Origin of the sequence: Flavobacterium sp. ACN2, assembly GCF_002303885.1 — a bacterium.
Lineage (GTDB): Bacteria > Bacteroidota > Bacteroidia > Flavobacteriales > Flavobacteriaceae > Flavobacterium.
Genome location: NZ_MRCM01000005.1, coordinates 298090 through 325088, shown reverse-complemented (window position 1 = coordinate 325088; position 26999 = coordinate 298090). Strand labels below are relative to the sequence as shown.

The following is a 26999-nucleotide window of genomic DNA, read 5'->3' as shown; positions in this document are numbered from 1 at the left end:
GAAAACTGAACACTGATGACTAAATCTTTTCTGCCATTTCTAGCGCTGTATTTAATGCTCTTAATTTATTATAAACTTCCTGCATTTCACTTTCTTCATCAGAACTTGCTACAATTCCGGCTCCAGCTTGACAATGCAATTGATGATTTTTGGAAAGGAAAGTTCGAATCATAATGGCGTGATTAAAGTTTCCTTCAAAATCCATAACTCCAATTGCGCCTCCATAAAAATTACGATTTGTTTTTTCGCAATCTTCAATTAACTGCATCGCTCTGTGTTTAGGCGCGCCACTCAAAGTTCCTGCTGGGAAAGTGTCTGCTACAACTTGCATTGTAGTTGCTTTGTCGTGCAAATGTCCCGTAACTTTTGAAACTAAGTGTATTACGTGAGAGAAAAACTGCACTTCTCTATATTTTTCTACATTAACATCGTGACCATTTCTGCTCAAATCGTTTCTTGCCAAATCAACAAGCATAACATGCTCGCTATTTTCTTTTTTATCTTCTGAAAGTTCTTTTGCTAAAAGAGCATCGCGTTCGTCATTTCCAGTTCTTTTGAAAGTTCCTGCAATTGGGTGAATTTCGGCTTTTCTATCTTTTACGATAATTTGTGCTTCTGGCGAAGAACCGAATATTTTGAAATCTCCATAATCAAAGAAAAATAAATATGGAGAAGGGTTAATGCTTCTTAAAGCTCTATAAACATTAAATTCATCTCCTTTGAAGCCTTGAGTAAATCGGCGAGAAAGAACTAATTGGAAAACATCTCCACGATAGCAATGTTTTTTGGCTAAAGCCACATTTGTTTTAAATTCCTCATCGGTTAAGTTAGAGAAACCTTCGCCTTCTTTAGAAAATTTATAAGAAGCTATATTTCTAGATTGTAATAATTGCTCGATTTCTGAAATATTGTTTTTTCCATCAAGACTATGGCAGAAAATATAAGCTTCATTTTTAAAGTGATTGATTGCAATAATGTTCTGATAAACAGCATAAAAAATATCTGGAATAGAAGTCGCATTGTCTTTTTTTGCAATAGATACTTTTTCAAAATAACGAACAGCATCGTAAGAAATATATCCAAATAAACCGTTGTTGATGAATTTAAAATCGTTTTTTTCTGATTTAAACTGACTTGAAAATTCCTGAATTACCTGAGGAATATTTGTAGAAGCATCAATATTGATTTTTTCTGAAGTTCCGTCAGGGAAAGTTTTAGAAATAACTTCATTTTCTATTTTAATTGTAGCAATCGGATTGCAGCAGATATAAGAAAAACTGTTGTCATTTCCATGATAATCACTACTTTCTAGTAATAAACTATTTGGGAATTTATCTCTGATTTTGAAATAAATACTTACTGGCGTTACCGTATCTGCCAGAATTTGTTTGTAATGTGTATTAAGAATAAAAGGTTTCAAAATATATAGTTTTATGTTGTTCTGTTAATTTATTTTCAATTTGATCCAAAAAAAAGGGCTTGTCGTGATGACAAGCCCTTTATATTTTATAGTTTTAACAATACCATAGGAAGCTTCGTTCACGACGTCTGACGTAAATTGCTCCACCACCAAGTATTGTTTAAAATTGTTCTCATTTCTTTATTTTGATGTCACAAAGATATAAATGTAATTTTAATTAGAGTACATAAAATTTGAAAAAAAACTTTTCGAATTTGTAAAATTTGTTAAATTTTAATTCAAAGTATCTCTATAACTCCTTAGTTACCACTTGCTACCGTGTTATTTACATTTAGTCTAAAATCTGGATTTCCTTTAATATTTGGAATAGCAAATAGCTCGCTAAGTTTCATTTTTGTATACTCTATTCCGTACGCTGGGTTACCATAATAATTTTTTATGCCAGGAATATTGCTTCCAGATTCACTTTCAATTTCTCCTTGACAATTGTTTGCAATTACATTTTTAAATGTGATTTTTGATAGATTAGCTTCACCATTTCCGATATTTCCTTCCAATAAAATAAAAGGAGCAAATCCAGAAACTACACTATTGGTTAAATTGAAAAAAGTGTTTTCTTTAATATAGGCAGATTCTCTAACCAAGCCTTGATTGTTTTCTTCTAAATTAACCAATGTAATATTGTTGGCATATATTTTAGTCATTTTCTTAGTCATGTCTGTAGCCGCAACTTTTTCGTATGAATCTACCTCAAAACATCTTGAACCTGAAATATCTGAAGAAAATGGATGGCGAACAGCAATACTATTGCTAATGTTAATTTGAGCACCTTGGGTAAAATCAAAATCATCATCTGTTGTTCTAAATGAAACCAAATTGCTCAGATTTAAATCTCCACCATAACATTCGAAAGAATCATCATTCGAAAAGCTAACTTGAACATGACTAACAATTGTTTTTCTTCCAACGCCAGCAAGAGAAAGACCATTTAATTCTTTAGAAGCGCTTAATTTTCTTCCAGCATATTCGATTCTCACGTATTTAATAATTCCCGAGTTATCTTCTGGATCTTGGCCTCCATAGTGATTTAAGGTTGGATCTAAATCGAAAGGCAATGTATGTATACCTCCAAGAGAGTTTATTGGAGCTTTTCCTAAAACGATAATTCCGCCCCAGTCACCTGGTTTTCTATTGTTTATTTCATTTTCAGAAGTAAAAATAATCGGATCGGTTTCTAATCCTTCAGCTATAATTTTAGCTCCATTTGTAATTACAAGAGTTCCGCAGGTTTTATCATCGCCACGTATTACAGTACCAGGCTCGATTGTTAAAGTGGCATTATTTGTAACGTATACAACACCAACTAAATGATAAATATTACGCTTTGCCAATCGGGTGTCTTTGTCGATTGTTCCGGCAATTATATTGGTTGCTTCGCCATAGTCATTACCAGCTGGTTTAAAGCTCGTCCAGTTAGTCATCCAGTTTGAAGTTCCAACGATTCCTTTTGGTTGTTGTTGAGCTTGTGCGAAAAAGCTGATAATGAAGATTATAGATGCAAAATGTAATTTTGTTTTCATAACTATGATTTTAATTTCTAGTTTTTGATTTTTTTAATTGTCCCAAAAATAGAAGCCGTATGTTAATCAAAGTCCTGATACTTATTACGAAAGAGTTACTATATTATTAAGAATGTTAAGTTTTTGAAAAGCTTAGAAAAGAATAAACCCCAACAGTAAAAAAACTGTTGGGGTTTTGTATTTCTGAATTAGTAAGCTTGAAATATTAGAATTTTAAAGCTACAGCCAATTCGAATTCGTCATTGATAGTTTTATCTCCTAAACCGTCGAAGAAGCTACCTGAACCGTATTTAATATCGTATTTAGTTCTGTCAACTTTGAAAGCAGTTGTAGCAGTGTTTCCTTTTACAGTGATATCAAAAGTTACTGGTTTAGTAATTCCTTTGATAGTTAAGTCTGCAGTTACAGTATAAACGTCAGCAGATTTTGCACCGATAGTTTTGAAAACTAATTTTGAAGTTGGGAATTTGTCAGTTCCGAAGAAATCGTCAGCTTTTAAGTGACCGTTTAATTTTCCTTGGTATTCTCCAGTTAAATCTGTAGAAGTTAATGAAGTCATGTCAACTGTAAAGCTTCCTCCAGTTAATTTTTTTCCTTTGAAAACTACAGAACCTTCTTTGAAGTTTACTGTTCCAGAGTGCTCTCCAGTTACTTTTTTACCTACCCATTTAATAGTAGATGCTTTTACGTCGATTTTTTTAGTTTGAGCATTTACTGAGATACTAGCAGCTGCTACGAATAATGCTATTGCAATAGTTTTTAAATTTTTCATGTTTTTTAAAATTAAAATTTGATTAATAAATAATTATAGAGTGATAAATAATTCTTCGTGTGATTTTCTAACTTTTTTCTGGTGTTGAGATTTGTCCTCATCATGTCTGTAACCTACAGTTGCAATTACAGAAGCATTTAGACCTAATTTGTCAAAACCTAAAATTTCGTTGAAAGAAGCTGCGCTGAAACCTTCCATTGGAGTAGCATCAATTTTTAATTCGGCAGCTGCATTTAATAAGTTTCCTAAAGCTAAATAAGTTTGTTTTGCCGTCCAGATGTGTTTTGCGTCTTCAGATAAATTTGAAATTACACCTTTCATCATATCGCTAAATCCGCCTAAAGCTTCAGCAGGAACGCCTCTTACTTCGCTAATATTGTTGATGTATTTATCAACAGAACCTCCGTCAAGGCTTAAATCATTTGCAAAAATGAATAGGTGAGAAGCATCTGTAATTTGAGTTTGTCCCCAAGCTGCTCCTTTTAATTTTTCTCTTAATTCTGGATTTTCAACAATAACTACTTTATAAGGTTGTAATCCGTATGAAGAAGCACTTAATCTTACTGCTTCTTTTAATGTATTTAAATCAGCATCTGATATCTTTTTTGAAGCATCATATTGTTTGACTGCGTATCTCCAATTTTGATTTTCTAAGAAATTGCTCATAGTTTTTATTATTTTATTTGTTGGTTCTATATTTCTCTAATAATTGATTTAAGAAAACTAATTCTTCTGGTTGTAAATTGTTAGCAAACGTTTGTTCGTGTTCATCTACTTTCGGATCTAATTCTTTTAAAACATCTAATCCTTTTTCTGTAATCGAAACTTCAATTTTTCTTCGATTATCTGGACAGACATTTCGAGTTACAAAATCCTTTAATAATAATTTGTCTACCAAACGTGTTGTGTTGCTTGTTTTAGCAAGCATTCGCTCTTGTATCACGCACATATTAGCAGGTTTTCCTTTTTGTCCTCTTAATATACGCAACACATTATACTGTTCTCCAGATAAATCATACGGTTTGATCAACTCGTTGAAATGATCCTGAATCACATTTTGCGTGTACATGATATTCAGAATAACTTTTTTCGCATTATCCATCTTAACCGTACTCTTAATAACCTCTTCAATTGTCATAGTCGTAAGTGTATAATTTGTATATACAAATGTATAACTTTTAATAGTTGTATATACAAATGTTGTGTTAATTATTTGTTAATGTGTTTAAGGGCGCTTCTAGTAAGAACTAAAAGAATAGTTTTTCGATACTAAAATTAATGTAATTTTTTAATATAACGATCTGATATATTGTGAATTAATGATTTTTTAAAATCAAGAAGTAATTTTGATTTATACTATTTTTTAAATGCCTTTTTGTAAGAAGATTTTAAAACAAAAGTTATTGAAGATAGGCTGAATTTACTATTTATTGGAATTCCGAGAGAAGAAAACCCTTTGCAATTTGTTTGAAATTGGCAATTTCTGTGTTAATCCAAGCTTCATCATGTTCTAATTCTTTAGCAATTACTCTTGCCGTTTTCTCAGAAACTTCAATTGCAGCTCTTGCATCTAAGAACAATAAACGAACTCTTCTTGCTAATATATCATCTACCGTTCTTGCCATTTCGTAACGGATAGCCCAAACAATTTCTGCCATCGTAAATTCGTGATCAGGATGCAGTTTTTCTTTTAACTCTTGTTCGCTTTCTTGTAATTCAATTATTTTAGGAATATCAGTACCATATATATAAAGGTGATTTTCTCTATCTAAAGAATTCGTAGATTTATTTCCATGAATGGGAAGATGTTCTGTGCGACATTCCTTCGGAGATAATTTTCCAGTTTTGATTGCTTTATCCATAATATCTTCAGCAATTTTTCTGTATGTTGTCCATTTTCCTCCTGTAATAGTAATTAGCCCCGTTTCTGAAACTATAATTTTATGACTTCTAGAAACTTCTTTGGTGCTTTTACCTTCTTCTTTGGGAGCAGCCAATGGGCGCAATCCTGCAAAAACAGAAAGAACATCTGCTCTTGTGGGTTTCTTGGTTAGAAAACGTTGAGCGGTTTCGAGAACAAATTGAATTTCGCTTTCTAAAGCAATGGGCTCTAAGCTTTGTTTTTTAATTAAAGTATCGGTCGTTCCAACTACAACACGATTATGCCACGGAACAGCAAATAAAACTCTCCCGTCTTTTGTTTTTGGAATCATTAAGGCATGATCTCCAGGCAAAAAAGATTTATCAAATACTAAATGAATTCCTTGACTTGGAACAATGTATTTTTTATAAACGTTATCATTCAATTTCATGATTGCATTTGTAAAAACACCTGTTGCGTTAATTACGGCAGTACCTTTTATATCCTGTTTAATTCCGCTTTCCTGATCTTGAACTTGAACACCTATAACTTGATTTCTGTCGTCTTTTAGCAAATTGACAACTTTTACATAATTTAAAACACAAGCTCCGTTTTCTACAGCCGTTTGAGCAAGGTTAATTGCTAAACGAGAATCATCAAATTGGCCATCATGATAAATAACGCCATTCACCAATCCATTTTCTTCTACGTTTGGAAGCATTTCAATAGTTATCTTTTTCGAAAGATATTTAGAACTTCCTAAACTCAGGCAACCAGACAATAAATCGTAAATCTTTAATCCGATGGTATAAAAATAACCGCTAAACCAATGATAATTTGGAATAACAAAGGATTGGTTTTTAACTAAATGATTTGCATTTTGCGCCAATAATCCTCTTTCTTTTAATGCTTCTCTAACTAAATGAACATCGCCCTGCGCCAAATATCTTACACCGCCATGTACCAATTTGGTGCTTCTGCTAGAAGTTCCTTTTGCAAAATCTACAGCTTCAAACAAGATTGTTTTGTAACCACGACTTGCTGCATCAATTGCGGTTCCGAGTCCGCTTGCTCCGCCGCCTATAATTATTACGTCCCAATTTTCTGTATTTTGTAGCTTTAATAACTGCTCTGAACGATTCATATTTTTTAAGGGACTTTTTTGTTTAAAGCAAACTTAACGAAATGAAATTAAAAATTGATGAAGAAAAAGTTTCAGGTTTTATTTGTTTTAGGTTTCAAGTTGGATTTACTAGATCTAAAAAAAATAAACCCGACAGGCTTTTAAACCAGTCGGGTTATTAATTTTATATATATTGTCTATCTAGATCAATCGTTTTTCAAAAGCTTTTCTTGCAGCGCCTCTTAAATAGACTTCGCCGCAATACGTATATTTTAGTTTATCTAAAATTTTAAGCATTGGAACATTGTCAAAATTAGTGTCAACTTTTATGCTGTAAATGTTATTTTCAACAGATAAACTTTCAATCTTTTCAAATAGCTTTGTTGCAATCCCTTTTCCTTTTGCTAGTTTTGAAACTGCGACGCGGTGTACAACAGTATAATCGCTATCAGTTAGCCATTTTCCTTCGATGTTTTCGTAAGCAGGATCTTTGTCGAACATAATAGCGGCATAACACAAAATAGATTCGTTTTCTGTTAGTACATAACCGTAGCCATTTTCGATATCATTTTTAACAGAAAGCTCGTTCGGATAACCATCTTGCCACTGCGTGCTTCCGTCTAATCGTCTTTGTTCAATTGCATCTTGCAGTATTTCCCAAATTGCAGGCACTTCAGAAAGAACTGCTTTTCGTAATACTAACTGTTCTGTAGAATTCATTTTTGGATTTACTTTATAAAAAATTAATGAGGCAATTTATCTTTAATCAAACCATAAACCCAAGTTCCAGCAATAGCACTTACCAAAGTAACCACGATTACAGTAGCACCAGTTCCTATTTGAGCGAAAAGCGGACCAGGACAGGCTCCCGTAATAGCCCATCCGAAACCGAATAATAATCCGCCATAGATTTGTCCTTTGTTGAAAGTCTTTGGCTGGATTTCGATTTTTTCGCCATCAAGAGTTTTGATATTAAATTTTTTAATCAATTGTACTGAAATTAATCCAACAGCAACAGCGCATCCAATTACGCCATACATATGAAACGATTCCAGATTGAACATTTCCTGAATACGAAACCAACTGATGATTTCTGCTTTTACGAATACAATTCCGAAAAAGATTCCAACGATTAAATATTTTAGGTTTGCAAATGCAGTTTCTTTTTTCTGGCTTGCGTTGATTCCTTCGCCGTCTATATTTTTATTTTCTAAACTCATTTTTGAAATTTTTAAAGTGAAAGAATATAAGGTAAAATCAAAAGTGCCATTACAAAACCGCCAATCATAAAACAGATTGTTGCTACCAATGATGGCCATTGTAAGTTTGATAATCCCATAATCGCGTGTCCGCTTGTACACCCGCCAGCGTAACGTGTTCCGAAACCTACTAAAAATCCGCCAACCACAATCATGATAAATCCGCGAAGCGTTAATAAACTTTCCCAAGAAAATAATTGCGACGGAACTAAACCACTGTGGTCTGTAATTCCGTAAGTTGATAATTTTTCCGATAATTCAGGAGCAATTTCTACAGGATTTGGATTTGATAAAAAGTGAGCCGCAATAAAACCACCGAAAAATATTCCAAGAACGAAGAATAAATTCCAGCTTTCTTTTTTCCAATCGTATTTAAAAAATGAAATATTTGCAGGAATACAAGCCGCACAAATATGACGTAATGAAGAACTAATCCCGAAAGATTTATTCCCAATAATTAATAAAATTGGAACTGTTAATCCAATCAGCGGGCCAGCAATATACCAAGGCCATGGTTCTCTCAAAATTTCTAGTAAACTCATAAATAATTTAAAGATTAAGTATTTTTTCTACCATATAAGTTATATAAGAAATTATAAGTTGAAGTTTCTTATATAACTTAGAAAAGTTGAGTAAATATAAGAAGTGGGCTTAAAATCACCCCAAACTAAAATGAACTTATATCACTTATATGGTAAAAATTTATGTTCAATGTTTATGCTTTCAAAACCTTGCTCTGGCAGACAAAATCTGATTTTGGAACATTGGTTTTAGAAATTGCTCCAAAACCGCCCTCAACTTCAGAGAAATTTCTGAAACCTCTTGCTTGAAGGATAGAAGCTGCAATCATACTCCTGTAGCCTCCAGCGCAATGCAAATAAAAATGCTCATTTGGGTTAATATCTTTTACCCAGTCATTGATGTAAGCCAAAGGTTTGCTGTAAGCGTCATCAATATGTTCTGCTGCGTATTCTGTTTCTTTACGGATATCTACGACTTTATCTTCGCCAAATTTAAACTCATTTGCAAATTGTTCAGCAGTAATTCTGTTAACAGTGTCAATTTCGAAACCTTCATTTTGCCAAGCTTCAAAACCGCCTTCCAAATGCCCAATAATTGTATCAAAACCTACACGACTTAAACGCGTTACAGTTTCTTCTTCCATGCCAGCTGCAGTAACCAGAATAATAGGCTGCTTTACATCGGCAATTAAAGTTCCAACCCACGGCGCAAAATCACCATTGATTCCGATATTGATAGATTGCGGAATAAATCCTTTACTAAAATCAGCTGCACTTCTTGTGTCTAGAATTAAAGCGCCAGTTTCTTCAGCAACTGCTTCAAATTCTTTTACATTTATCGCTTTCATTCCGTTGTGTAAAACTGTTTCAAAGCTTTCGTAACCTTGTTTATTCATGGCAACGTTCATGCTGAAGTAGGCTGGAGGAGGTAATAATCCATCCGTTACTTCTTTGATGAATTCTTCTTCAGTCATGTTAGCACGCAAAGCATAATTTGTTGCTTTTTGATTTCCGATTGTTGAAACCGTTTCTTTGCTCATGTTTTTTCCGCAAGCACTTCCCGCACCGTGCGCAGGATATACAATTACGTCATCAGCCAAAGTCATGATTTTATCTCTTAACGAATGATATAAAATTCCAGCCAATTGATCTTGTGTCATTCCAGCTGCTTTTTGAGCCAAATCAGGACGGCCAACATCTCCGATAAATAAAGTGTCCCCAGAGAAAATGGCGTGATCTTTTCCGTTTTCATCAATCAATAAAAAAGTAGTACTTTCCATGGTATGACCTGGAGTATGTAGTGCTTTAATTGTTATTTTTCCGATTTTGAATTCCTGACCGTCTTTCGCAGAAATGCAGTCAAATTCGCAAGCAGCATTTGGACCGTAAACGATTGGAGCTCCGGTTTCTTTGCTTAAATCAACGTGACCTGAAACGAAATCGGCGTGAAAATGCGTTTCAAAAATATATTTCAGTTTAACGCCATCACGCTCTAAACGATCCAGATAAGGCTGAATTTCTCTAAGCGGATCAATAATGGCGGCTTCACCATTTGAAGTGATATAATATGCACCTTGAGCAAGGCATCCGGTGTAAATTTGTTCTATTTTCATGATAGGTATTGTAAAATGATGGGTTACAAAGGTAACTTTGTTTTTTAAAAAAATAGGTGACTAATGTTACAGAAATTAGGTTTTTGTGTAAAAAAAAGTGGTGTTTGTCATATTCGGTTGAGATAAATTAAATTTAAAGTTGAGCAATTACGCTTTAAGCTTTAATTTTGCATATGACGAATGTCATTTCAAAACAAAAAATAAAATGAACACACAACACTTATTGGATCAAATTGCTTTTATAAAAGAAATTGATAAAGTAAAATACATTCAGCGCAAGACAAAATTATTCAACAGCGACAGATGTGAAAATGATGCAGAACACAGTTGGCATTTGGCTTTAATGGCAATTGTTTTGGCAGAACATTCCAATGAACCGATTGATGTTTTGAAAGTCGTGAAAATGGTTTTGATACACGATATCGTAGAGATTGACGCAGGAGATGTTTTTATTTATGATACCGTAAAAAATCATGATAATACAGATGAAGAACGTTTGGCCGCAAACAGAATTTTTGGTCTTCTGCCTAAAAATCAAGCGGAAGAATTTATTGCAATCTGGGAAGAATTTGAAGCTGGAGAAACCAACGAAGCCAAATTTGCAAAATCTATGGACAGACTTGAGCCATTATTGCAGAATACATCAAACAATGGCAGAACTTGGAAAGAGTTTGGAGTGAAATATGATAAAGTTTATGAGAAGAAAAGCGTCATTAAAAATGGTTCAGCATCTTTATGGAATTACGCAGAAGGTTTGATTAATGAAAGTGTTGAAAAAGGGATTTTAGAAAAATAACCCAAAATAACCACGCAATCAAAATCAAACATAGCCTGCGGTTTCAACCGCAGGAAACGTGTCGGATATGCATTGTGTTCCCGTGGTTGAAACCACGGGTTATGTTACGGATGCAAATCTAAACACAATCTTGTCATTTCGATCCCGAGGCTTCGGGAGAGAAATCTTCGCAAGTAACTCCGTAACGAAAGTCAAATCTTTGCCGAGTTTCTAGTGTGATTTCTCCCTTCGGTCGAAATGACAAACTATGCGCAAATAAAAAAAAGTAGAAGTGTCATTTCTACCCTTTAAATTGTTGAAAAGTTTAACAAATATCGGGCGATAAACTTTTTTTAAAGGACGTTAATTCGGGTTCTAATGGTTAAATTTGTGGAACTTCATAAACAAATTACCATTATGGAAGAAATGCTCTTTTATGATCGAATGCAATTTGCCTTCACGATTACTTTTCATTATCTTTTTCCGCAACTTACAATGGGTCTTTCGCTGATCATTGTGTACTTCAAGTGGAAATATCTCAAGACTAAAGACGAACAATACAATCATGCCACCCATTTCTGGATGAAAATCTTCGCTCTCAATTTTGCAATGGGCGTTGTAACGGGAATCCCGATGGAGTTTCAGTTTGGAACCAATTGGGCTAAATTCTCCGAATTAACAGGAGGAATTATCGGGCAGACATTGGCAATGGAAGGAATGTTTTCTTTCTTTCTGGAATCTTCTTTCCTCGGATTATTTTTATTTGGAGAAAAACTACTCGGACATAAATGGCATTTTGTAACGGGATTATTAATCATGATTGGTTCGTGGGCGAGTGGTTACTTAATTATTGCTACACATTCTTGGATGCAGAATCCTGTGGGGTATGAAATTCTGGAAAACGGAAAATTTGTACTCACAAATTTCAAAGCTTTATTTTTAAATCCGTGGCTTTGGCCTTCTTATCTGCACAATCAGGCAGCTTCTTTAGTTACAAGTTCGTTTGTTGTAGCTGGAATTGGAGCTTTTTATATTTTAAGCAATAAAAATGTTTCTTTCGGGAAATTGTTCTTAAAAACAGGGGTTGTTTTCGGATTGATTTCGAGTGTAATTGTGGCTGTTCCAACAGGAGATTTATTGGCTAAAAATGTAGTAAAATATCAACCGGTAACTTTTGCGGCTATGGAAGGGATTTTTCATACCGAGAAAAAAGGCTCTGAAATTGTTTTAATCGGTCAGCCCGATGTGAAAGACAAAAAATTGGACAACAAAATCGCCGTTCCTAATATTTTGAGTTTCTTGACTTATGGAAATTGGGATCAGGAAATAAAAGGATTAGATCAGTTCGAAGAAGATTTGCATCCAACTAATATTTCTGGACTGTATTATGCGTATCATATCATGGTTGGACTCGGAACGGTTTTTATCGGATTAATGGTGCTTTCGCTTTTTCAATTAATTAGAGGAAAATTGTTTGAAACCAAATGGATTTTATGGTCTTTAATGTTCATGATGCCATTTCCATACATTGCCAATACAACAGGCTGGTACACGGCAGAATTAGGAAGGCAGCCTTGGTTGGTTTATAATTTATTACGAACCGCAGAGGGAGCTTCACCAACGGTTTCATCGGGAAATACCTTGTTTACATTGCTTGGTTTTATTGGTTTATACCTTTTACTGGGAATGCTGTTTTTACTTTTAGTTGGAAAAATTATCAATAAAGGGCCACATAAAGTGGAACTTTCAACAGAAAAAATATAAGTATGGAATTTTTTTGGTACGTAGTTTTAATGGGAATTTTGGCTGTTTATCTGGTTTTAGATGGCTATGATTTTGGTGCAGGAATTATTCACTTATTTTTTGCCGATACAGAAAAAGATAAAAAGGCAATTACCAACGCCATTGGTCCGTTTTGGGATGCCAATGAAGTTTGGCTAATTGCGGCAGGAGGGGTTTTGTTTTTTGCCTTTCCAACTTTATACGCTTCTTCTTTTAGCGGATTTTATCTGCCTCTGATTATGATTTTATGGCTTTTGATTTTCCGTGCCATCGGATTAGAAATGCGTGGACAGATTCATAATCATATGTGGGAAAGTATTTGGGATAAAGCTTTCGGAATTGCGAGTTTGCTTTTGGCTTTGTTTTTCGGAATTGCTCTGGGAAATATTGTTCGAGGCGTGAATCTCGGAATGGTTCAAAACGGAGTTTCTACGCAGGAAGCGCATTATTTCTTTTTGCCTTTGTGGAATCCGACTTTTAGTCCGCAAGCAAATGAATTGGGAATTATTGACTGGTTTACGCTTTTCTTAGGAATTGTGAGTGTTGTGGCATTGACAATTCACGGTGCAAACTGGATTATTTACAAAACGAATTCTGCTTTAAATCCGAAATTGAAAAATGTAATCTTTAGATTGAACTTTGTTCTGCTTATTTTAGTCTTTATTTCTTTGGGAATTTGGCACTTTATCGAGCCGAAACCGTTTCATAATTTTATTGAAAATCCGATTCTTTGGTTTTTTCCTTTAATGACTTTTGTTGGAATTGCGGGATTATTCAAAGTTCGTTCTTTCAAAAAAGACGGTCAAGGATTTATTTTTTCAACTTTATTCTTAGTTGGCGGATTTGCGTCTACAGCTGTTTCGATTTTTCCGAATGTTTTGCCATCCACTAATAAAGTAAATCCGTCTTTAACGATTTACAACACTGCAGCTCACGAATACGGATTAAACGCTGGTTTGAGCTGGTTTTTTATCGCTTTGTTTCTCGTAATTATTTATTTTATTATTCAATATCGCGTTTTCAGTGGAAAAATGGATGATATTGGATATGGAGAACATTGATTTTTTTATAGCCACGAATTCACGAATTTTAGTTTCAATATAAAATGAATTGCCTCCAGCTTTAGCTGGAGGTTTTTTGTTTGAATTTGAATTAGGCTTTAGCCAAACTTTACGATTTTGGCTAAAGCTTTTTTTTATATAGATTTGTTTACCTCCAGCTGAAGCTGGAGGCAATTTTTTTTAAAAAGCATCAATGAAAAAACAAATAATAGCATTACTTATTTTCTTATTTGGATCTATAAAAGCAGTTGCTTGCAGTTGTGATACACCTAAACCAATTTTAGAGTTTTATTCTTCCAAGTATGTTTTTGAAGGATTAGTAACACTTAAAAAAATTGCCAAAGATTCTGCTACTTATTCTATAAAAGTTAAAGTGCTCAAAAATTATAAAAAAGCTAATATTCCAAAAGAACTAAATTTTACATTTTACTACGAAAAAGTATACTCTGGTGGGAGTTCTTGTTATTCGGAAGTTTATAAGAATCAGAAATTACTAGTTTTTGCCTCTGAATATCAAGGAAAATTAGGTTTTAGTATTATGTGTTCCAATTCGCAGGTTATTCGGGAACGAGGAATTGATCCTCGTCTGCAAAAGGTGTTGGATCATGGAAATGAATTTAAATTAGATAACTACATCTATGATCTTGACTATACTGTGAACAATGAATTTAATCCTACGAAACCAATTACCAATCTCGACTCCATTTTTAAAGATGCGAAAGCTATAAAATCTGATAAACCATTCGGGCTTTTTGCATTGTACATTAATAAAAAAGGAGAATTAGTTTCTGTTTTTAATTTTTTTGATTGGCATAAATCTTCTGAGGATTTTAAAATTGATCCGAATTTTGGTTTAATGACAGAATTTAATGTAAAAAGTAAAAGACCTATAACAGAATTTGAAATTTATGCTACAGAATTACTCAAAAAAGTAAAGAGTTGGGAATTAAAAAGAAGTAAAGTAACACAAATTGCTGTTGATTATATGGCTTATATTTCTGTAGATTTTGATGAAAAGACTTCAAAATGGACTTATGAATTGAGATAAAGTTTTTATTTTAAAGTCAATTTGGCTTTAGAAAAATCATAAAGTTAGACTATGGCTTTTTTGCATTAGTACGAAAAACTTGTATTTTTACGAATCAAATAATTTTTCAAGAAATTTAAATATCTTTGAATTATGAGCACAACAGCAAAACCAAAACATATAGGAAGGAACATAAGCCGAATTAGAGAGCTTAAAGGAATGAAGCAGGAAGCTTTGGCAATTGCGATTGGGCTAAGCCAGCAAACTGTTTCGAATATAGAATCGAGTGAAACGATTGATAATGAGAAATTGACAGAAATTGCAAAAGCACTTGGTGTTTCTATTGAAGCAATTGAAAATTTTTCGGAAGAATCTGTCTTCAATTTCTTCAATAATTTTTATGATAATAGTTCAAGTCAAGGAAATAGTTTTAATCAAGGAATGTATGCGACTTTTAACCCTTTAGATAAAGTGGTTGAACTTTATGAACGATTGGTCCAAGCTGAAAAAGAAAAAGTAGAATATTTAGAGAAATTGCTTAAAAAGTAATAGAAAAACATAAAGAAAGAAATGAATTGCCTCCAGTTTTAACTGGAGGTTTTTTGTTTGAATTTGCATTGGGCTTTAGCCAAACTTTCCAGGTTTGGCTAAAGCCTTTTTTGTATACATTTGTTTACCTCCAGCTAAAGCTTGAGGCAATTGATTGAAAATTTTAAAGACTAAAACGTCATTTTACCTGAGTCTGCGTTAGGGATAGGAGCGGTATCTCGCGATTTAGAAAAACAAGGCTTTTTAGCCGTAGTTTTTGTTAATCGGGAATATAGCGGATAGCCCGGCCGGAGGCAACGCCCAAAAGAATCTTCTTACTTGAGATTTTTTTTTGTAAATAAAGTATAAGATAACTTTTACGAAAGATTTAATTACAACCGATAGTTATATTCTATAATGTTAATTGTAAGAAAAAAAAAGTGTTAATGCTTAATATTGCGTATCTAAGAATTTTTTCCCCCTAAGAATTTTTAGAAATTGATTTTTCACTAGAAGCTTAAATCTATTTTTACCTACTAAATTATTATGCCTTTAACAGTTTTTTCCGACAAGGTTAGATTTCGTTACAAATCTAAGAATTGGCAGTATCACTTTGATGAAATTAAAGAAATTGGACTGCTTAAAAAAAAGAAGAAATATTTTCTTGAAAACGGTGCTTTTTTAGCCGTAACAGCTGCAACATATTATTGCATGCTATTTTCCAACTTAATGGACTTGTATTACATTATTCCTGCAATTTTGTGCTATTCGTTTATTTTAGCTATGAGATTCGGGAACAAGGCCGAATTTGCCTATTTTGTTTTTGTAAAAGATATTTACCAGAACAAAATAAGGACTAAAATTGCCACCAAAGACCGCATATTGGTTGGCAAGCAAATCGATTCTTACTTAGATCTTCAGTTTGAAAGAAGTGTAAAAAGAACTGCTTAAAAAAAATCAGAGATGTTTATATTCAGTATTTCCCGTTATGATTGCATTTTTCATAATGGCAGCTTTGATGTACGGTTATTTTATCATTACACAAAGAAAAAATTAACAAAACGCTGCGACATAAGTCTTTAGTTATGAAGTAGTTTTATAATTTCCCAATAAAAATAATAGTATAGTCTTGCCGTTACATTCTAACGGCTGGCTGTTTTGACTATACATGACCACAAATCAGAAATAATATGGCCACAACAATTAAAAGTAAAATCAAAAATATTAGAGAGTTAAAAAATTATACTCAGGAATACATGGCAGAAAGATTAGGCGTAACCCAAGCTGGTTATAGTAAAATTGAAAAAGGAAAGACTTCTTTGAGTTACGAAAAATTGGTTGAAATAGGAAGAATTTTGGATGTAAGCGTAGAGGATATAATTAGTTTTGATTACGATAAATACTTTAATAATTACAACAAAATAACAGGAAACAATAACGGCAGTATTTTGATTAATGCCGACAATTCTTCAGTTTTGAAGGAGCTTTATGAAGATAAAATTCAATTGCTTGAAAAACTGCTTTCCAGAACTGAAATTGAGCTGGAACGCTATAAAGATAAATTTGGAGAAATTTGAAGGTTTTAGTTTCATCTTTGTCAAAGTTTAAAACTTTGACAAAGATTACTCTACAAGTGAAACTAAATAAAGCGTTGAAATTCTTTTTAGAATAAAACTTCTTTGGCAATGATATAAAATCCCATCACGAGCACAAACCACCCAAAAAGAGGTTTTAATTTCGCGCCGTCCATTTTTTTAGAAAGCTGGCTTCCAATAAACATTCCGATTAAAGCCATTGCAGAAACGCTTAATAAGAAACTATAGTTTATTGGTGTCCCAATGTATAGATCGCCAGCAAAACCTATTGACGAATTAATAGTGATGATTAATAATGAAGTTCCAACGGCTTGTTTCATGGGCAGATTGGCGAAAAAAAGCAAGGCAGGAATAATTAAGAATCCGCCGCCTGCACCTAGAAATCCGGTTACGATTCCGACCAAAAAACCTATAAAGCTCAATTGCGAATAATTAGTATCTGTTGATTTAATTTCGGACTGATTTTTTTTAATCATAGAAATGGCTGCCGTAATCATTAGGATAGAAAAGATGATCATAATTAGAAAATCTTTTGAAACGGTATAGGAAGCAACAGAAAACAAAGTCGATGCAATTTGCGGAAATATGACTTCACGAATTATTAAAATCGAAATAACTGAGGGAACAGCAAAGTACAAAGCCGATTTCAGTTTTAGATTTCCCATTTTATAATGGCTGTAACTTCCAAATAAAGCGGTTAATCCGACAATGAATAAAGAATAAGAAGTGGCTTGGTCGGGATTTACTTTAAATAAATAAACTAAAATAGGAATAGTAAGAATAGAACCTCCGCCGCCAATTAAGCCAAGCGAAATTCCGATTATGATTGAGGCAAAAAATCCTAAATATTCCATTGCATTTGTTTTAATGCAAAGTTGCCTCGGAAATTAGAAATCTACAGTAACATTTATCACAGAAGATTTTTTTTAGCCACGAATTTCACAAATTATTCTGTCACATTGAGCGAAGTCGAAATGCTTTGTAAGGCTTCGACTTCGCTCAGCCTGACAACAGGAAAAATTTTCGCCACGAATTCACGAATTAGTGCTAATTTTATTTGTGTAATAAATTTCACAGATTAGTTAATTTTTTTCGGTTCAGATTGAAAAAAATAAAATTCGTGAATTCGTGGCAGAAAAAACTATTTCAATAACTCAATCTGGTTTCGGTTGAGTTTGACCAGACCGCGTTGTTCCATTTTTTTGAGTAATCTGGAAACGACTTCTCGCGAAGTATTTAATTCGGTTGCGATTTCCTGATGCGATAAATTTACCTCAGAACAGCCACAGGCATCAGAATGTCTTTTTAAGTAGAATTCTAATCTTTCATCCATAGAACGGAAAGCGATATTGTCTACCACTTCGAGAACTTCTTCAAAACGGCTTCGGTAGGTTTCAATTACAAATTCGTACCAGCTTCTATGTTCCATCATCCATTTGTCCATTAATTGCAACGGAATCATCATAACAGTAACATCCTCAACCACTTTTGCCATAATCTGGCTTTTTTCGCTTTTTGCTGTACAAATCATTGATATCGCACAAGCTTGTCCAGGCTGCAAGTAGTACATTAAAAACTCTCCGCCGTCTTCACCTTCGCGATAGATTTTGATTTTACCTTTAGTTATCAAAACTGTATTTTTAATATACTGACCGGTACGCATTAAAATGGTTCCGGCTTCAAAATCTTGAAGGCTTCCGTTTTCTTCTATGGTAGCAATGAGTTCGTTCGAGAAATTAGGAAAGATGGTTTTTAATGAATGTTGCATATTGTAGATTTTTTTTGCCATCAATTGCATTAATTCAAAACAATTAATTATTGAGAATTCGTGTAATTGGTGGCGAATATTTTTATCAAAATCGGATAAAAATATAGGATTGTTTGCAAAGATAAGGGTTTGGAATGGGAATAATTATCAGAAAACTAGATTTAAGATTAATTTTATGTAAATGAAAAAATCCTATTTTCTATCGATTTTGTAGGCTGAATTTTTAAAAATAGTAACTAAATTTGTAATTCACTGATTATAATACTTTCTCTAAAACGTTTTCTGAGAATAATAATCGAAATCGCATTTGGTACGTTTTTTATATAGAGAAACGTCGTAATTTTACAAAAACACATTTTATTATGAATTTATCACAAGAAGATTGGGTTGCTCAGTTAGAAGCTGACGAAAATGCAGTTATACTTGACGTAAGAACTGAGGACGAATTTAATGATGGCTATATTGAGAACGCTCTTAATATTGATATCAATAAAGGGCAGGCTTTTATTTATGAGATTGAAGAATTAGACAAAAATAAAAACTATTATGTATACTGTCGTTCTGGGGCTAGAAGTGCAAAAGCATGCCAGATTATGAACGAATTGGGTATCGAAAACGCCTACAATCTGCTTGGAGGAATCCTAGATTGGGAAGGTGAAACAGTACAACCATAAAAGAAGAAGAGGCAGTAAAAAAGCCTCTTTTTTCTTTTGAAAATAAAATTACCAGACCATTAAACAAACCAAATTATGAGTTTTATACCAGAAGAATATCAGATTAATAGTCTGATAAATCAAGATGCCTATCTTGTAAATGGAGAATTGAAACAATGGACAGGGCAAACCACACCTGTGTTTTCTACTATTTCTTTAACAGAAAAGTATTCGCCGACTTTATTAGGATCTATTCCTTTTATGGGAGAAAAAGAAGCAGCGGAAGTTGTCGAAGCTGCTACCAATGCATACGATATGGGACAAGGCTTATGGCCGACTATGAAAGTAGTTGATCGTATTAAATGCATGGAAAAATTTGTGAAACAAATGAAAGAAACCCGCGAAGAAGTAGTGAAATACTTAATGTGGGAAATTGGAAAGTCATTAGGAGATTCGCAAAAAGAATTTGATAGAACTGTAGAATATATTTACGATACTATTGCCAGCTACAAAGAATTAAACGGACGCAGTTCGCATTTTGAAAAAGTGCAAGGTGTAAACGCCATGATTCGCCGTGGACCTCTTGGAGTTGTACTATGTCTTGGACCTTACAATTATCCTTTGAATGAAACTTTCTCATTGTTGATTCCTGCTTTGATTATGGGAAATACCGTAATTTTCAAACCAGCTAAACATGGTGTTTTATGTATTTCGCCATTATTGGAAGCTTTTAGAAGCAGTTTTCCTAAAGGAGTAATCAATATTGTTTATGGAAGAGGACGCGAAGTGGCTTCTCCGATTATGAAATCTGGAAAAATAGACGTTTTAGCTTTAATTGGAAACAGTAAATCGGCAATTGCTTTACAGGATCAGCATCCAAACAAAAATAGACTGCGTTTAATTTTAGGTTTAGAAGCTAAAAATCCAGCAATTATTCTTCCAGATGCCGATTTAGATTTGGCTATTCAGGAATGTATTACAGGAAGTTTGTCTTTTAACGGACAACGTTGTACTGCTTTGAAAGTGTTATATGTTCACGAATCGATTGCTGAAGAATTCAATAAACGTTTTTCTGAAAAAGTAGACAGTTTGCTTTTTGGAAATCCGTGGGAAAAGGGAGTTGCTCTAACACCGCTACCAGAAACCGACAAACCAAAATATATTCAAGGCTTAATTGATGATGCTCTTCATAAAGGAGCTAAAGTCATTAATGAAAAAGGAGGGAAACATACTGATAACTATATTTTTCCAGCAGTTTTATATCCAGTAAATAAAGAAATGCGTGTGTATCACGAAGAACAGTTTGGGCCAGTTGTTCCTGTACTTTCTTTCAAAGATATTAAAGAACCATTGAAAGATATGGCAGAATCAAATTACGGACAGCAAGTAAGTTTGTTTGGTAAAGATATAAAAACTCTTGCGCCGCTAATTGATGCCTTAGTTAACTTAGTTTGTAGAGTAAACCTCAACAGTTCTTGCCAAAGAGGGCCAGATGCTTTCCCTTTCACAGGAAGAAAAGATTCTGCTGTAGGAACTTTAAGTATTCCAGATGCTTTACGTTCTTTCTCAATTCGTACGTTTGTAGCTTCAAAAGATATCGATTATAATAATGAGATTCTGCAGGAATTGCTTAACAGCAAAGAATCGAATTTTATTAATACAGATTATATTTTGTAGTATCAAGGTTATATATTAATTGTAGATGCCGTCTATTCCTTTTGGTGATAGACGGTTTTTCTTTTTAAAGATGCTAAGTTTCTAAGGAGCTAAGATTCTAAGTTTTTTTGTAAAAGTTTGATGTAAAATGTAAAATGAAGTTTTTCTTCATCTCACATCTCACATTTCACCATTTACAATTCACAACTTACAATTCATCATTAACAATTAATAATTAAATTTGTAACATTGTTTTAAAACAGCAGTCTTATACATCAAACAATTTAAAGACCTAAGAATTATTTATGAAAAAGAGATTTTTGCAATTTGCATTAATAGCATTCGTTCTTTTTGCCCAAGATACTATTGCTCAAGAGCTTTACATGCCTCGAAATATAAAAAAAGCCTATGAAAACGGCACCCGTTCTAAAGACGGAAAACCAGGCGCAAACTATTGGCAGAACCGTGGAAAATATAATATGGAAATTTCAGTTGATCCGAAAACGAGATTGGTTAGTGGAACTGAAACCATTATTTACGAAAACAATAGCAAGGATACTTTAAGAAACTTAGTTATTCGTTTTGTAAACAACCTTCACAAGCCTTCTTCTCCAAGAGGAGGTGAAGTAAGCAATGATTTTTTAAGCGATGGATTAACAATTACTTCATTGAAAGTAGAAAATGAAGTGTATAAAGAAGACGCTAAAAACTGGGGAACTGTTGGAAATGTAAAATTGCAAAAACCAATTTTACCAAATTCAAAGACCATTATAAATATTCAATGGAATTATCCTTTGTCTAAAGAAAGCGGTAGAGAAGGCCAGATTGACGAAACGACATTTTTTGTAGCGTATAGTTATCCTCGTGTTTCAGTTTTTGACGATTATAATGGATGGGATAGATTACCACATACAGATCGCCAAGAATTTTACAATGATTTCAACGATTATGTTTTTTCTGTAAAAGCACCAAAAAACTACGTGGTGTATGCAACTGGAGATTTATTAAATCCAGATGAGGTTTTGCAACCTGAATTTGCTTCACGCTTAAAAAAATCATACACAACAGATGAAATTCTGCATATTGCAAACGAGCAGGAAATGAAAAGCGGAATTGTAACGAAACAATACGATTGGAATGTCTGGAAATTTGAAGCTAAAAACATAACAGATGTGTGCTTTGGTTTAAGTGATCATTATTTATGGGACGCTAGTAGTGTTGTAGTGGATAAGAAGACAAATCGTCGCGCGAGCGTTCAGGCGGCTTATAATGTTAAAGGAACCGATTTTGTGAATTCGGTAAAAAATAATCAATATGCTTTAGATTGGTTTTCTAACAATTGGCCAGGAGTTCCATATCCATTTTCTAAAATGACAGCTTTCCAAGGTTTTGCCGATATGGAATATCCAATGATGTGTAACGATTCTGAAATGGGAGATCCTATTTTTGCACAGTTAGTACAAGATCACGAAGTAGCGCACACTTATTTTCCTTTTTACATGGGAATCAATGAAACACGTTATGCCTTTATGGACGAAGGTTGGGCAACAACTTTTGAATATTTAATCGGAATTGCTGAACATGGTAAAGAGGCTGCCGATAAGTTTTATAAAGAATTTAGAGTGAAACATTATATAAGCGATCGATCTTCAGAACAAGATCAGCCCATTATAACAATGTCTACACAGGTTTCTGGCGCAGGTTATGGAAATAATTCTTATGGTAAAGCTTCTCTTTCTTATTTGGCTCTAAAAGATATGTTAGGAGATGAAATGTTCAAAAAAGCGCTTCATTTTTATATGGATACTTGGAACGGAAAACATCCTATTCCGTGGGATTATTTTAATTCATTTAATACAGCAGCAGGAAAGAATTTAAATTGGTTTTTTAATAATTGGTTCTTTACTAACAATTACATAGATATTGCTGTAAAAGGTCTTTCTTCCGATAAGAAAACCATAACAATAGAAAACATTGGAGGTTTTGCAATTCCTTTTGATGTTGTAATTACGTACGCTGATAAGTCAAAAACAATTTTGCATCAAACGCCAGCGATTTGGGAGAAAAATCAAAAAACAGCTAGAATAATTTTGAAAAGCGCAAAAAAAATCGAAAAAATTGAGATTGATGGTGGAATATTTATGGATGCAACACCAGAGAACAATGTTTTAAATGTTAAATAATTGAATTAAATTTAACTAAATAAATTAAAGCGTCACTTTGTTTTAGCAAAGTGACGCTTTTTGTTTAAAATAATTAAAAATATTCAAGTTACGGAAAAACAGCACAAATATTTCTCGGAAAAATATTACGTTTGCCAAATACTAAAAATACCACCAAATCTAATGAAGAATACTTTTTTTCTGATTGCTTTGCTAAGCAGTCTTCAGTTTTTTGCGCAGAATGATCAAAAAGCAGCGTTTCAAAAAAGTAAATATGAACTAGCTGTTTCTTACTACAAAAAAGCCGATTTTGTAAAAGCTATCGACTTATTTTCTTTGGCTGCAAAGATTAAGCCGGACAACGAAATTGGAAAAGATGCTGTTAATAAAGTAGATACTTTACGTGAAATTTTAAGAAAAGAAATTCTAAGTCAAGCAATTGGAACTTGGAGAAGAACTGGAAGTCAGCCAGTTTGGTCTGCGGCAACAGCAGTTACCGCCAGTCAATCTACTTTTGATGAAGTGGTCGAAATTAAAGAAAATGAGATCTTGTTTTACGAGGTCGACAAAAAAACAAAAGTAAAGAAACTTCTTAAAACTGAAAATTTAGTTTATAATGATGCCAAAAGTACGGTCTCATTATTTTCAGAAATTATTCTTTCTGATGGAACAGTTTGGAACTGTAGTCTTAATGAAAAGTCAGATGTATTGCATGTTGTTAATGTAGCTGTTAAAACAGAAGAGGGAATAAAAAAGATACAAAGTGATAATGAGGAAAATTATTACGTTAAAATGTAAATGATAAATAAAAAAAGGGAATCGATTGATTCCCTTTTTTATTATGAGTTTTATAGAAATTTAAATCCAATGGAGAGATTGGTAACTCCAGTTTTAATTTCACTGCTAGAGGCATCTATATCACTAAGTCCAGCAAGATATCTAACATCAAAAGTTAGTCTCCAGACATCCACTCCAACACCTCCAAGAATGCTATGATTATTTTTTTCTATAGCTATAGAATTGAGATTATTGCTGGTACTTATGTCTGAATAATTTTTCCAGTTGTATCCCACAAAAAGCCTCACATTTCCGAGTTTTCCAAGCGGAATAATTTTAAGTCCTGCAATTAATGAAGCATCTGTTCCTGATAGTTTAAATTCGGTTTCTCCCACGCCGTTTTGGTATACGCTAAAATTAGTTTGACCATATCCAAACTCGCCCTGGGCATAAAAAAGTGCAAGGTTTAATCGGCCAAATGCGGCAAATCCAATTCCTGTATTCGTATGATCGGAACTGAAATTTTTGGCATTGACAGAAGTAATGCTTGTAGAAAACTGCGGCCCGATTTGTATTAATTGCGCAAATCCATTGGCACAAATACATAAAAATGTTGCTAAAAGGAATTTTCTCATAACGGAATTTATTTGATTTTGGTACTATAAAAATAATCATAATAGATTAGAATTGAATGATTTGTCTGATTTATTTTTCTGTAAAGTTTTGATAATTAATCAGATCAAGATTTCTGGTTTGTTTTTTTCGATTAAATCAAAATGAATTAATTTTGAGAAGATTTAATACATTAAAATGAAAGTTAAAACAATAAACCCTAGTGATACTTGGCCAATAAGACACGAAGTAATGTGGCCAGACCAGCCTTTTGAGTTTGTACAGCTTGAAGAAGATAATTTAGGAATTCATTTTGGAGTTTTTGAAGAAGATAAATTGGTTTCTATAGTCTCTTGTTTTATGGAAGAAAAAGAAATGCAGTTTAGAAAATTAGCTACTTTAGAAGAGTATCAAGGTAAGGGAATTGCGTCTCATCTTTTAAAGTATATTCTAGAATTTGCAAAGGAAAAAGGTGTAGAAAAAGTATGGTGCAACGCCAGAACCAATAAAAAATCATTTTATGAGAAGTTCGGAATGATAGATACTTTTAAAACTTTTGTAAAATCAGGACAAGAATTTACGATTATGGAAATTTTGCTTTCTTAATTGTGAAGTTTAAGTTGTTGATTTTTAATGTTGTAAATAAGGATTTTAATTTTGAAGTAAAGTGATTAATAAAAATTAAGAGAATGAAAACGTTTTCGTTTTATGGAACTGTTAAACCTTGTTAAAAATTCTTTTTTTGTTTTAATTCTTTTACTACTTTCGCACCGAAATGAGAAAGTTAATAGTATTTTTAGTATTCATGAATATGCTTCTGTTTGGCGGAGGCCAATATTTGAATGCAAATACTTTTGGTGCTCATACTCACCATCACCTACAGAAACATAGAGTTAAGTTTACTAATCAAGATCGTGGAACTTCAACAATTGAAGAAGCTACAGATATTGATTTAGAAGAAGATCTTGTTGGAGGTGAAGATGTTGATTTACTTACGAACAAATATTTTACTGCTTCGTATAGTTTGGTAGACGCTTTGTATCTGGCACTTTCAGATCAGTCTGCAGCGAATGATTCCAATCGTTTAAAAATTTCTACGCCTTTATTCGGGCATTCAAATCCTATCTATATTACTCAACGAGTATTAAGAATTTGATTCTAAAGTATACATCGGTTACCTGAGTTTTGATCTCTGCGTATCTTGCTGTTGTATATTTTTTCTACTTCTGCTTATATAAAGTTAAGGTCTGGGCTAAGGCTGACTGATGCATTTTAACATCCAAAAGGAATTTTCATTCCAAAGCATTCAATCGCTTAATTTCCAAACTAAATCATGAAAAAAATTATTGTGTTCACAGGCTTAATGGCCTTGGTGTGCTTAACGAGCTGTACATCTAAAAAAGAAGAAAAAGAAGAAGTAGAAAAATTCACCGTTACTAATCCAGTAAGAATCGATACTTCATTTACCAAAGAATACGTTTCACAAATAAAATCGGTTCGTAATATCGAACTTCGCGCCCAAGAAAAAGGGTTTTTACAAAATATATATGTTGACGAAGGACAGTTTGTAAAAAAAGGACAGCTGTTGTTTAAAATTATGCCAAACATGTATCAGGCAGAATTATTAAAAGCACAGTCAGAACAAAAATCTGTAGAAATTGAATTGCAAAATTCAAAATTACTGGCAGATAAAAATATCGTTTCTAAAAACGAATTAAGCGTGGCTCAGGCTAAATTGCAATCTGCAAAAGCTGAGGTTGCGCTGGCAAAACTTCATTTATCATTCACAGAAATTAGAGCTCCGTTTGACGGAACAATCGACCGTATTCCTTTAAAACTAGGAAGTTTAATTGACGAGGGAGAATTGTTGACAAGTCTTTCAGATAACAGTCAGATGTTTGCTTATTTCAATGTTTCTGAGCCAGAATATATTAGTTACGAAACGAATATTAAAGACCGTGCAGATAACAAAGTGAATTTGGTTTTGGCAAACGGAGATATTTTTAAAGAAAAAGGAAATGTTGAGGTAATCGAAAGTGAATTCAACAACGAAACTGGAAACATTGCTTTTAGAGCAAGATTCCCTAATTCTGGAAAATTACTTAGAAATGGAGAAACAGGCCAAGTTCAAATGAATGTCCCTCTTAAAAACGCTATTGTGATTCCGCAAAAAGCGACTTACGAAATTCAAGATAAAAAATATGTTTTTGTAGTTGGAAAAGACAATAAAGTAAGTTCTAGAGAAATCACTATCACTGGCGAAATCCCTGATTTATATGTAATCAAAAGTGGTCTTACAGAAAATGATAAGATCTTGCTTGAAGGTGTTCAGAAAGTAAAAGAAAACGACAAAATTAAATTCGATTACGAATCTCCTAAAGAAGTAATCAATCATTTACGCTTAAAAGCAGAATAGTTTTTTGTTTTAATAGTTTCAAGTTTCAGGTTTCAAGT

General features: G+C 33.2%; 27 protein-coding genes. 14 read left to right on the top strand and 13 right to left on the bottom strand.

The window, feature by feature from the left end:
• Positions 1–19: 19 nt before the first annotated feature.
• From BSF41_RS08575 to BSF41_RS08530, 10 genes are all read right to left on the bottom strand, one after another.
• On the bottom strand, positions 20–1420 hold the full coding sequence (locus BSF41_RS08575; protein WP_095929077.1) for an anthranilate synthase component I family protein: 1401 nt from the start codon (positions 1418–1420) through the stop codon (positions 20–22).
• 299 nt (positions 1421–1719) lie between these two features.
• Entirely contained in the window at positions 1720–3000 is a 1281-nt protein-coding gene (locus tag BSF41_RS08570) for a hypothetical protein (RefSeq protein ID WP_095929076.1), read from the bottom strand.
• 205 nt (positions 3001–3205) lie between these two features.
• Entirely contained in the window at positions 3206–3772 is a 567-nt protein-coding gene (locus BSF41_RS08565) for a YceI family protein (protein WP_095929075.1), read from the bottom strand.
• Between the two features lie 33 nt (positions 3773–3805).
• Entirely contained in the window at positions 3806–4438 is a 633-nt protein-coding gene (locus BSF41_RS08560) for an NAD(P)H-dependent oxidoreductase (protein WP_095929074.1), read from the bottom strand.
• A 13-nt stretch (positions 4439–4451) separates the two neighbouring features.
• Positions 4452–4910 carry a MarR family winged helix-turn-helix transcriptional regulator gene (locus BSF41_RS08555; protein WP_095929073.1) on the bottom strand — a complete coding sequence of 153 codons (459 nt, stop codon included), beginning with the start codon at positions 4908–4910 and terminating at the stop codon, positions 4452–4454.
• A 289-nt stretch (positions 4911–5199) separates the two neighbouring features.
• Positions 5200–6777 (bottom strand): glycerol-3-phosphate dehydrogenase/oxidase, encoded by a 1578-nt coding sequence (locus BSF41_RS08550; protein WP_095929072.1) that lies wholly within the window; start codon positions 6775–6777, stop codon positions 5200–5202.
• Between the two features lie 180 nt (positions 6778–6957).
• A complete protein-coding gene (locus BSF41_RS08545) occupies positions 6958–7476 on the bottom strand; it encodes a GNAT family N-acetyltransferase (RefSeq protein ID WP_095929071.1) in 519 nt (172 codons plus the stop codon).
• A gap of 23 nt (positions 7477–7499) precedes the next feature.
• Entirely contained in the window at positions 7500–7976 is a 477-nt protein-coding gene (locus BSF41_RS08540; protein WP_095929070.1) for a DUF6691 family protein, read from the bottom strand.
• 11 nt (positions 7977–7987) lie between these two features.
• Entirely contained in the window at positions 7988–8557 is a 570-nt protein-coding gene (locus BSF41_RS08535; RefSeq protein WP_095929069.1) for a YeeE/YedE family protein, read from the bottom strand.
• Positions 8558–8730: 173 nt separating this feature from the next.
• A complete protein-coding gene (locus BSF41_RS08530; protein ID WP_095929068.1) occupies positions 8731–10149 on the bottom strand; it encodes a rhodanese-like domain-containing protein in 1419 nt (472 codons plus the stop codon).
• Positions 10150–10354: 205 nt separating this feature from the next.
• Here BSF41_RS08530 and BSF41_RS08525 point away from each other — a divergent pair, with 205 nt between their 5' ends.
• The 7 genes from BSF41_RS08525 (at position 10355) to BSF41_RS08495 (ending at position 16899) form a co-directional block, all read left to right on the top strand.
• Entirely contained in the window at positions 10355–10945 is a 591-nt protein-coding gene (locus tag BSF41_RS08525; RefSeq protein WP_095929067.1) for an HD family hydrolase, read from the top strand.
• A 396-nt stretch (positions 10946–11341) separates the two neighbouring features.
• A complete protein-coding gene (locus tag BSF41_RS08520) occupies positions 11342–12688 on the top strand; it encodes a cytochrome ubiquinol oxidase subunit I (RefSeq protein WP_095929102.1) in 1347 nt (448 codons plus the stop codon).
• A gap of 2 nt (positions 12689–12690) precedes the next feature.
• Entirely contained in the window at positions 12691–13767 is a 1077-nt protein-coding gene (gene cydB / locus BSF41_RS08515) for a cytochrome d ubiquinol oxidase subunit II (protein WP_095929066.1), read from the top strand.
• 193 nt (positions 13768–13960) lie between these two features.
• Positions 13961–14815: a hypothetical protein gene (locus BSF41_RS08510; RefSeq protein ID WP_095929065.1), complete on the top strand. Its 855-nt coding sequence runs from the start codon at positions 13961–13963 to the stop codon at positions 14813–14815.
• Between the two features lie 132 nt (positions 14816–14947).
• Positions 14948–15343, top strand: coding sequence for a helix-turn-helix domain-containing protein (locus BSF41_RS08505; RefSeq protein WP_095929064.1), 396 nt, complete (start codon positions 14948–14950; stop codon positions 15341–15343).
• 525 nt (positions 15344–15868) lie between these two features.
• Complete coding sequence (locus tag BSF41_RS08500; RefSeq protein WP_095929063.1) at positions 15869–16273, top strand: hypothetical protein; 405 nt, start codon at positions 15869–15871, stop codon at positions 16271–16273.
• Between the two features lie 239 nt (positions 16274–16512).
• Positions 16513–16899 carry a helix-turn-helix transcriptional regulator gene (locus BSF41_RS08495; RefSeq protein ID WP_095929062.1) on the top strand — a complete coding sequence of 129 codons (387 nt, stop codon included), beginning with the start codon at positions 16513–16515 and terminating at the stop codon, positions 16897–16899.
• A gap of 86 nt (positions 16900–16985) precedes the next feature.
• Here the strand turns inward: BSF41_RS08495 and BSF41_RS08490 are convergent, their stop codons facing one another.
• The gene (locus BSF41_RS08490; protein ID WP_095929061.1) at positions 16986–17771 is read right to left on the bottom strand and encodes a sulfite exporter TauE/SafE family protein; all 786 of its coding nucleotides are present in this window, start codon (positions 17769–17771) and stop codon (positions 16986–16988) included.
• A gap of 287 nt (positions 17772–18058) precedes the next feature.
• Positions 18059–18685, bottom strand: a complete 627-nt coding sequence (locus tag BSF41_RS08485; protein WP_095929101.1) for a Crp/Fnr family transcriptional regulator — start codon at positions 18683–18685, stop codon at positions 18059–18061.
• 362 nt (positions 18686–19047) lie between these two features.
• Here BSF41_RS08485 and BSF41_RS08480 point away from each other — a divergent pair, with 362 nt between their 5' ends.
• From BSF41_RS08480 to BSF41_RS08465, 4 genes are all read left to right on the top strand, one after another.
• Positions 19048–19359 (top strand): rhodanese-like domain-containing protein, encoded by a 312-nt coding sequence (locus BSF41_RS08480; protein ID WP_095929060.1) that lies wholly within the window; start codon positions 19048–19050, stop codon positions 19357–19359.
• 75 nt (positions 19360–19434) lie between these two features.
• Positions 19435–21015 (top strand): NADP-dependent glyceraldehyde-3-phosphate dehydrogenase, encoded by a 1581-nt coding sequence (locus tag BSF41_RS08475; RefSeq protein ID WP_095929059.1) that lies wholly within the window; start codon positions 19435–19437, stop codon positions 21013–21015.
• A gap of 284 nt (positions 21016–21299) precedes the next feature.
• On the top strand, positions 21300–23177 hold the full coding sequence (locus tag BSF41_RS08470; RefSeq protein WP_095929058.1) for a M1 family metallopeptidase: 1878 nt from the start codon (positions 21300–21302) through the stop codon (positions 23175–23177).
• A gap of 162 nt (positions 23178–23339) precedes the next feature.
• Positions 23340–23954, top strand: a complete 615-nt coding sequence (locus BSF41_RS08465) for a hypothetical protein (protein ID WP_095929057.1) — start codon at positions 23340–23342, stop codon at positions 23952–23954.
• 50 nt (positions 23955–24004) lie between these two features.
• Here the strand turns inward: BSF41_RS08465 and BSF41_RS08460 are convergent, their stop codons facing one another.
• Positions 24005–24568, bottom strand: a complete 564-nt coding sequence (locus BSF41_RS08460; protein WP_095929056.1) for an outer membrane beta-barrel protein — start codon at positions 24566–24568, stop codon at positions 24005–24007.
• A 175-nt stretch (positions 24569–24743) separates the two neighbouring features.
• Between BSF41_RS08460 and BSF41_RS08455 the strand changes: the two genes are divergently transcribed.
• The 3 genes from BSF41_RS08455 (at position 24744) to BSF41_RS08445 (ending at position 26961) form a co-directional block, all read left to right on the top strand.
• A complete protein-coding gene (locus BSF41_RS08455; RefSeq protein ID WP_095929055.1) occupies positions 24744–25151 on the top strand; it encodes a GNAT family N-acetyltransferase in 408 nt (135 codons plus the stop codon).
• A 169-nt stretch (positions 25152–25320) separates the two neighbouring features.
• Entirely contained in the window at positions 25321–25701 is a 381-nt protein-coding gene (locus tag BSF41_RS08450; protein WP_095929054.1) for a hypothetical protein, read from the top strand.
• A 177-nt stretch (positions 25702–25878) separates the two neighbouring features.
• On the top strand, positions 25879–26961 hold the full coding sequence (locus BSF41_RS08445; protein ID WP_095929053.1) for an efflux RND transporter periplasmic adaptor subunit: 1083 nt from the start codon (positions 25879–25881) through the stop codon (positions 26959–26961).
• Positions 26962–26999 lie beyond the last annotated feature (38 nt).

What these genes read in the sequence shown, in the direction of transcription:
- BSF41_RS08570 (WP_095929076.1), bottom strand. Translation starts at nt 3,000, where the DNA reads ATGAAAACAAAATTACATTTTGCATCTATAATCTTCATTATCAGCTTT.
- BSF41_RS08565 (WP_095929075.1), bottom strand. Translation starts at nt 3,772, where the DNA reads ATGAAAAATTTAAAAACTATTGCAATAGCATTATTCGTAGCAGCTGCT.
- BSF41_RS08560 (WP_095929074.1), bottom strand. Translation starts at nt 4,438, where the DNA reads ATGAGCAATTTCTTAGAAAATCAAAATTGGAGATACGCAGTCAAACAA.
- BSF41_RS08555 (WP_095929073.1), bottom strand. Translation starts at nt 4,910, where the DNA reads ATGACAATTGAAGAGGTTATTAAGAGTACGGTTAAGATGGATAATGCG.
- BSF41_RS08550 (WP_095929072.1), bottom strand. Translation starts at nt 6,777, where the DNA reads ATGAATCGTTCAGAGCAGTTATTAAAGCTACAAAATACAGAAAATTGG.
- BSF41_RS08545 (WP_095929071.1), bottom strand. Translation starts at nt 7,476, where the DNA reads ATGAATTCTACAGAACAGTTAGTATTACGAAAAGCAGTTCTTTCTGAA.
- BSF41_RS08540 (WP_095929070.1), bottom strand. Translation starts at nt 7,976, where the DNA reads ATGAGTTTAGAAAATAAAAATATAGACGGCGAAGGAATCAACGCAAGC.
- BSF41_RS08535 (WP_095929069.1), bottom strand. Translation starts at nt 8,557, where the DNA reads ATGAGTTTACTAGAAATTTTGAGAGAACCATGGCCTTGGTATATTGCT.
- BSF41_RS08530 (WP_095929068.1), bottom strand. Translation starts at nt 10,149, where the DNA reads ATGAAAATAGAACAAATTTACACCGGATGCCTTGCTCAAGGTGCATAT.
- BSF41_RS08525 (WP_095929067.1), top strand. Translation starts at nt 10,355, where the DNA reads ATGAACACACAACACTTATTGGATCAAATTGCTTTTATAAAAGAAATT.
- BSF41_RS08520 (WP_095929102.1), top strand. Translation starts at nt 11,342, where the DNA reads ATGGAAGAAATGCTCTTTTATGATCGAATGCAATTTGCCTTCACGATT.
- cydB (WP_095929066.1), top strand. Translation starts at nt 12,691, where the DNA reads ATGGAATTTTTTTGGTACGTAGTTTTAATGGGAATTTTGGCTGTTTAT.
- BSF41_RS08510 (WP_095929065.1), top strand. Translation starts at nt 13,961, where the DNA reads ATGAAAAAACAAATAATAGCATTACTTATTTTCTTATTTGGATCTATA.
- BSF41_RS08505 (WP_095929064.1), top strand. Translation starts at nt 14,948, where the DNA reads ATGAGCACAACAGCAAAACCAAAACATATAGGAAGGAACATAAGCCGA.
- BSF41_RS08500 (WP_095929063.1), top strand. Translation starts at nt 15,869, where the DNA reads ATGCCTTTAACAGTTTTTTCCGACAAGGTTAGATTTCGTTACAAATCT.
- BSF41_RS08495 (WP_095929062.1), top strand. Translation starts at nt 16,513, where the DNA reads ATGGCCACAACAATTAAAAGTAAAATCAAAAATATTAGAGAGTTAAAA.
- BSF41_RS08490 (WP_095929061.1), bottom strand. Translation starts at nt 17,771, where the DNA reads ATGGAATATTTAGGATTTTTTGCCTCAATCATAATCGGAATTTCGCTT.
- BSF41_RS08485 (WP_095929101.1), bottom strand. Translation starts at nt 18,685, where the DNA reads ATGCAACATTCATTAAAAACCATCTTTCCTAATTTCTCGAACGAACTC.
- BSF41_RS08480 (WP_095929060.1), top strand. Translation starts at nt 19,048, where the DNA reads ATGAATTTATCACAAGAAGATTGGGTTGCTCAGTTAGAAGCTGACGAA.
- BSF41_RS08475 (WP_095929059.1), top strand. Translation starts at nt 19,435, where the DNA reads ATGAGTTTTATACCAGAAGAATATCAGATTAATAGTCTGATAAATCAA.
- BSF41_RS08470 (WP_095929058.1), top strand. Translation starts at nt 21,300, where the DNA reads ATGAAAAAGAGATTTTTGCAATTTGCATTAATAGCATTCGTTCTTTTT.
- BSF41_RS08465 (WP_095929057.1), top strand. Translation starts at nt 23,340, where the DNA reads ATGAAGAATACTTTTTTTCTGATTGCTTTGCTAAGCAGTCTTCAGTTT.
- BSF41_RS08460 (WP_095929056.1), bottom strand. Translation starts at nt 24,568, where the DNA reads ATGAGAAAATTCCTTTTAGCAACATTTTTATGTATTTGTGCCAATGGA.
- BSF41_RS08455 (WP_095929055.1), top strand. Translation starts at nt 24,744, where the DNA reads ATGAAAGTTAAAACAATAAACCCTAGTGATACTTGGCCAATAAGACAC.
- BSF41_RS08450 (WP_095929054.1), top strand. Translation starts at nt 25,321, where the DNA reads ATGAGAAAGTTAATAGTATTTTTAGTATTCATGAATATGCTTCTGTTT.
- BSF41_RS08445 (WP_095929053.1), top strand. Translation starts at nt 25,879, where the DNA reads ATGAAAAAAATTATTGTGTTCACAGGCTTAATGGCCTTGGTGTGCTTA.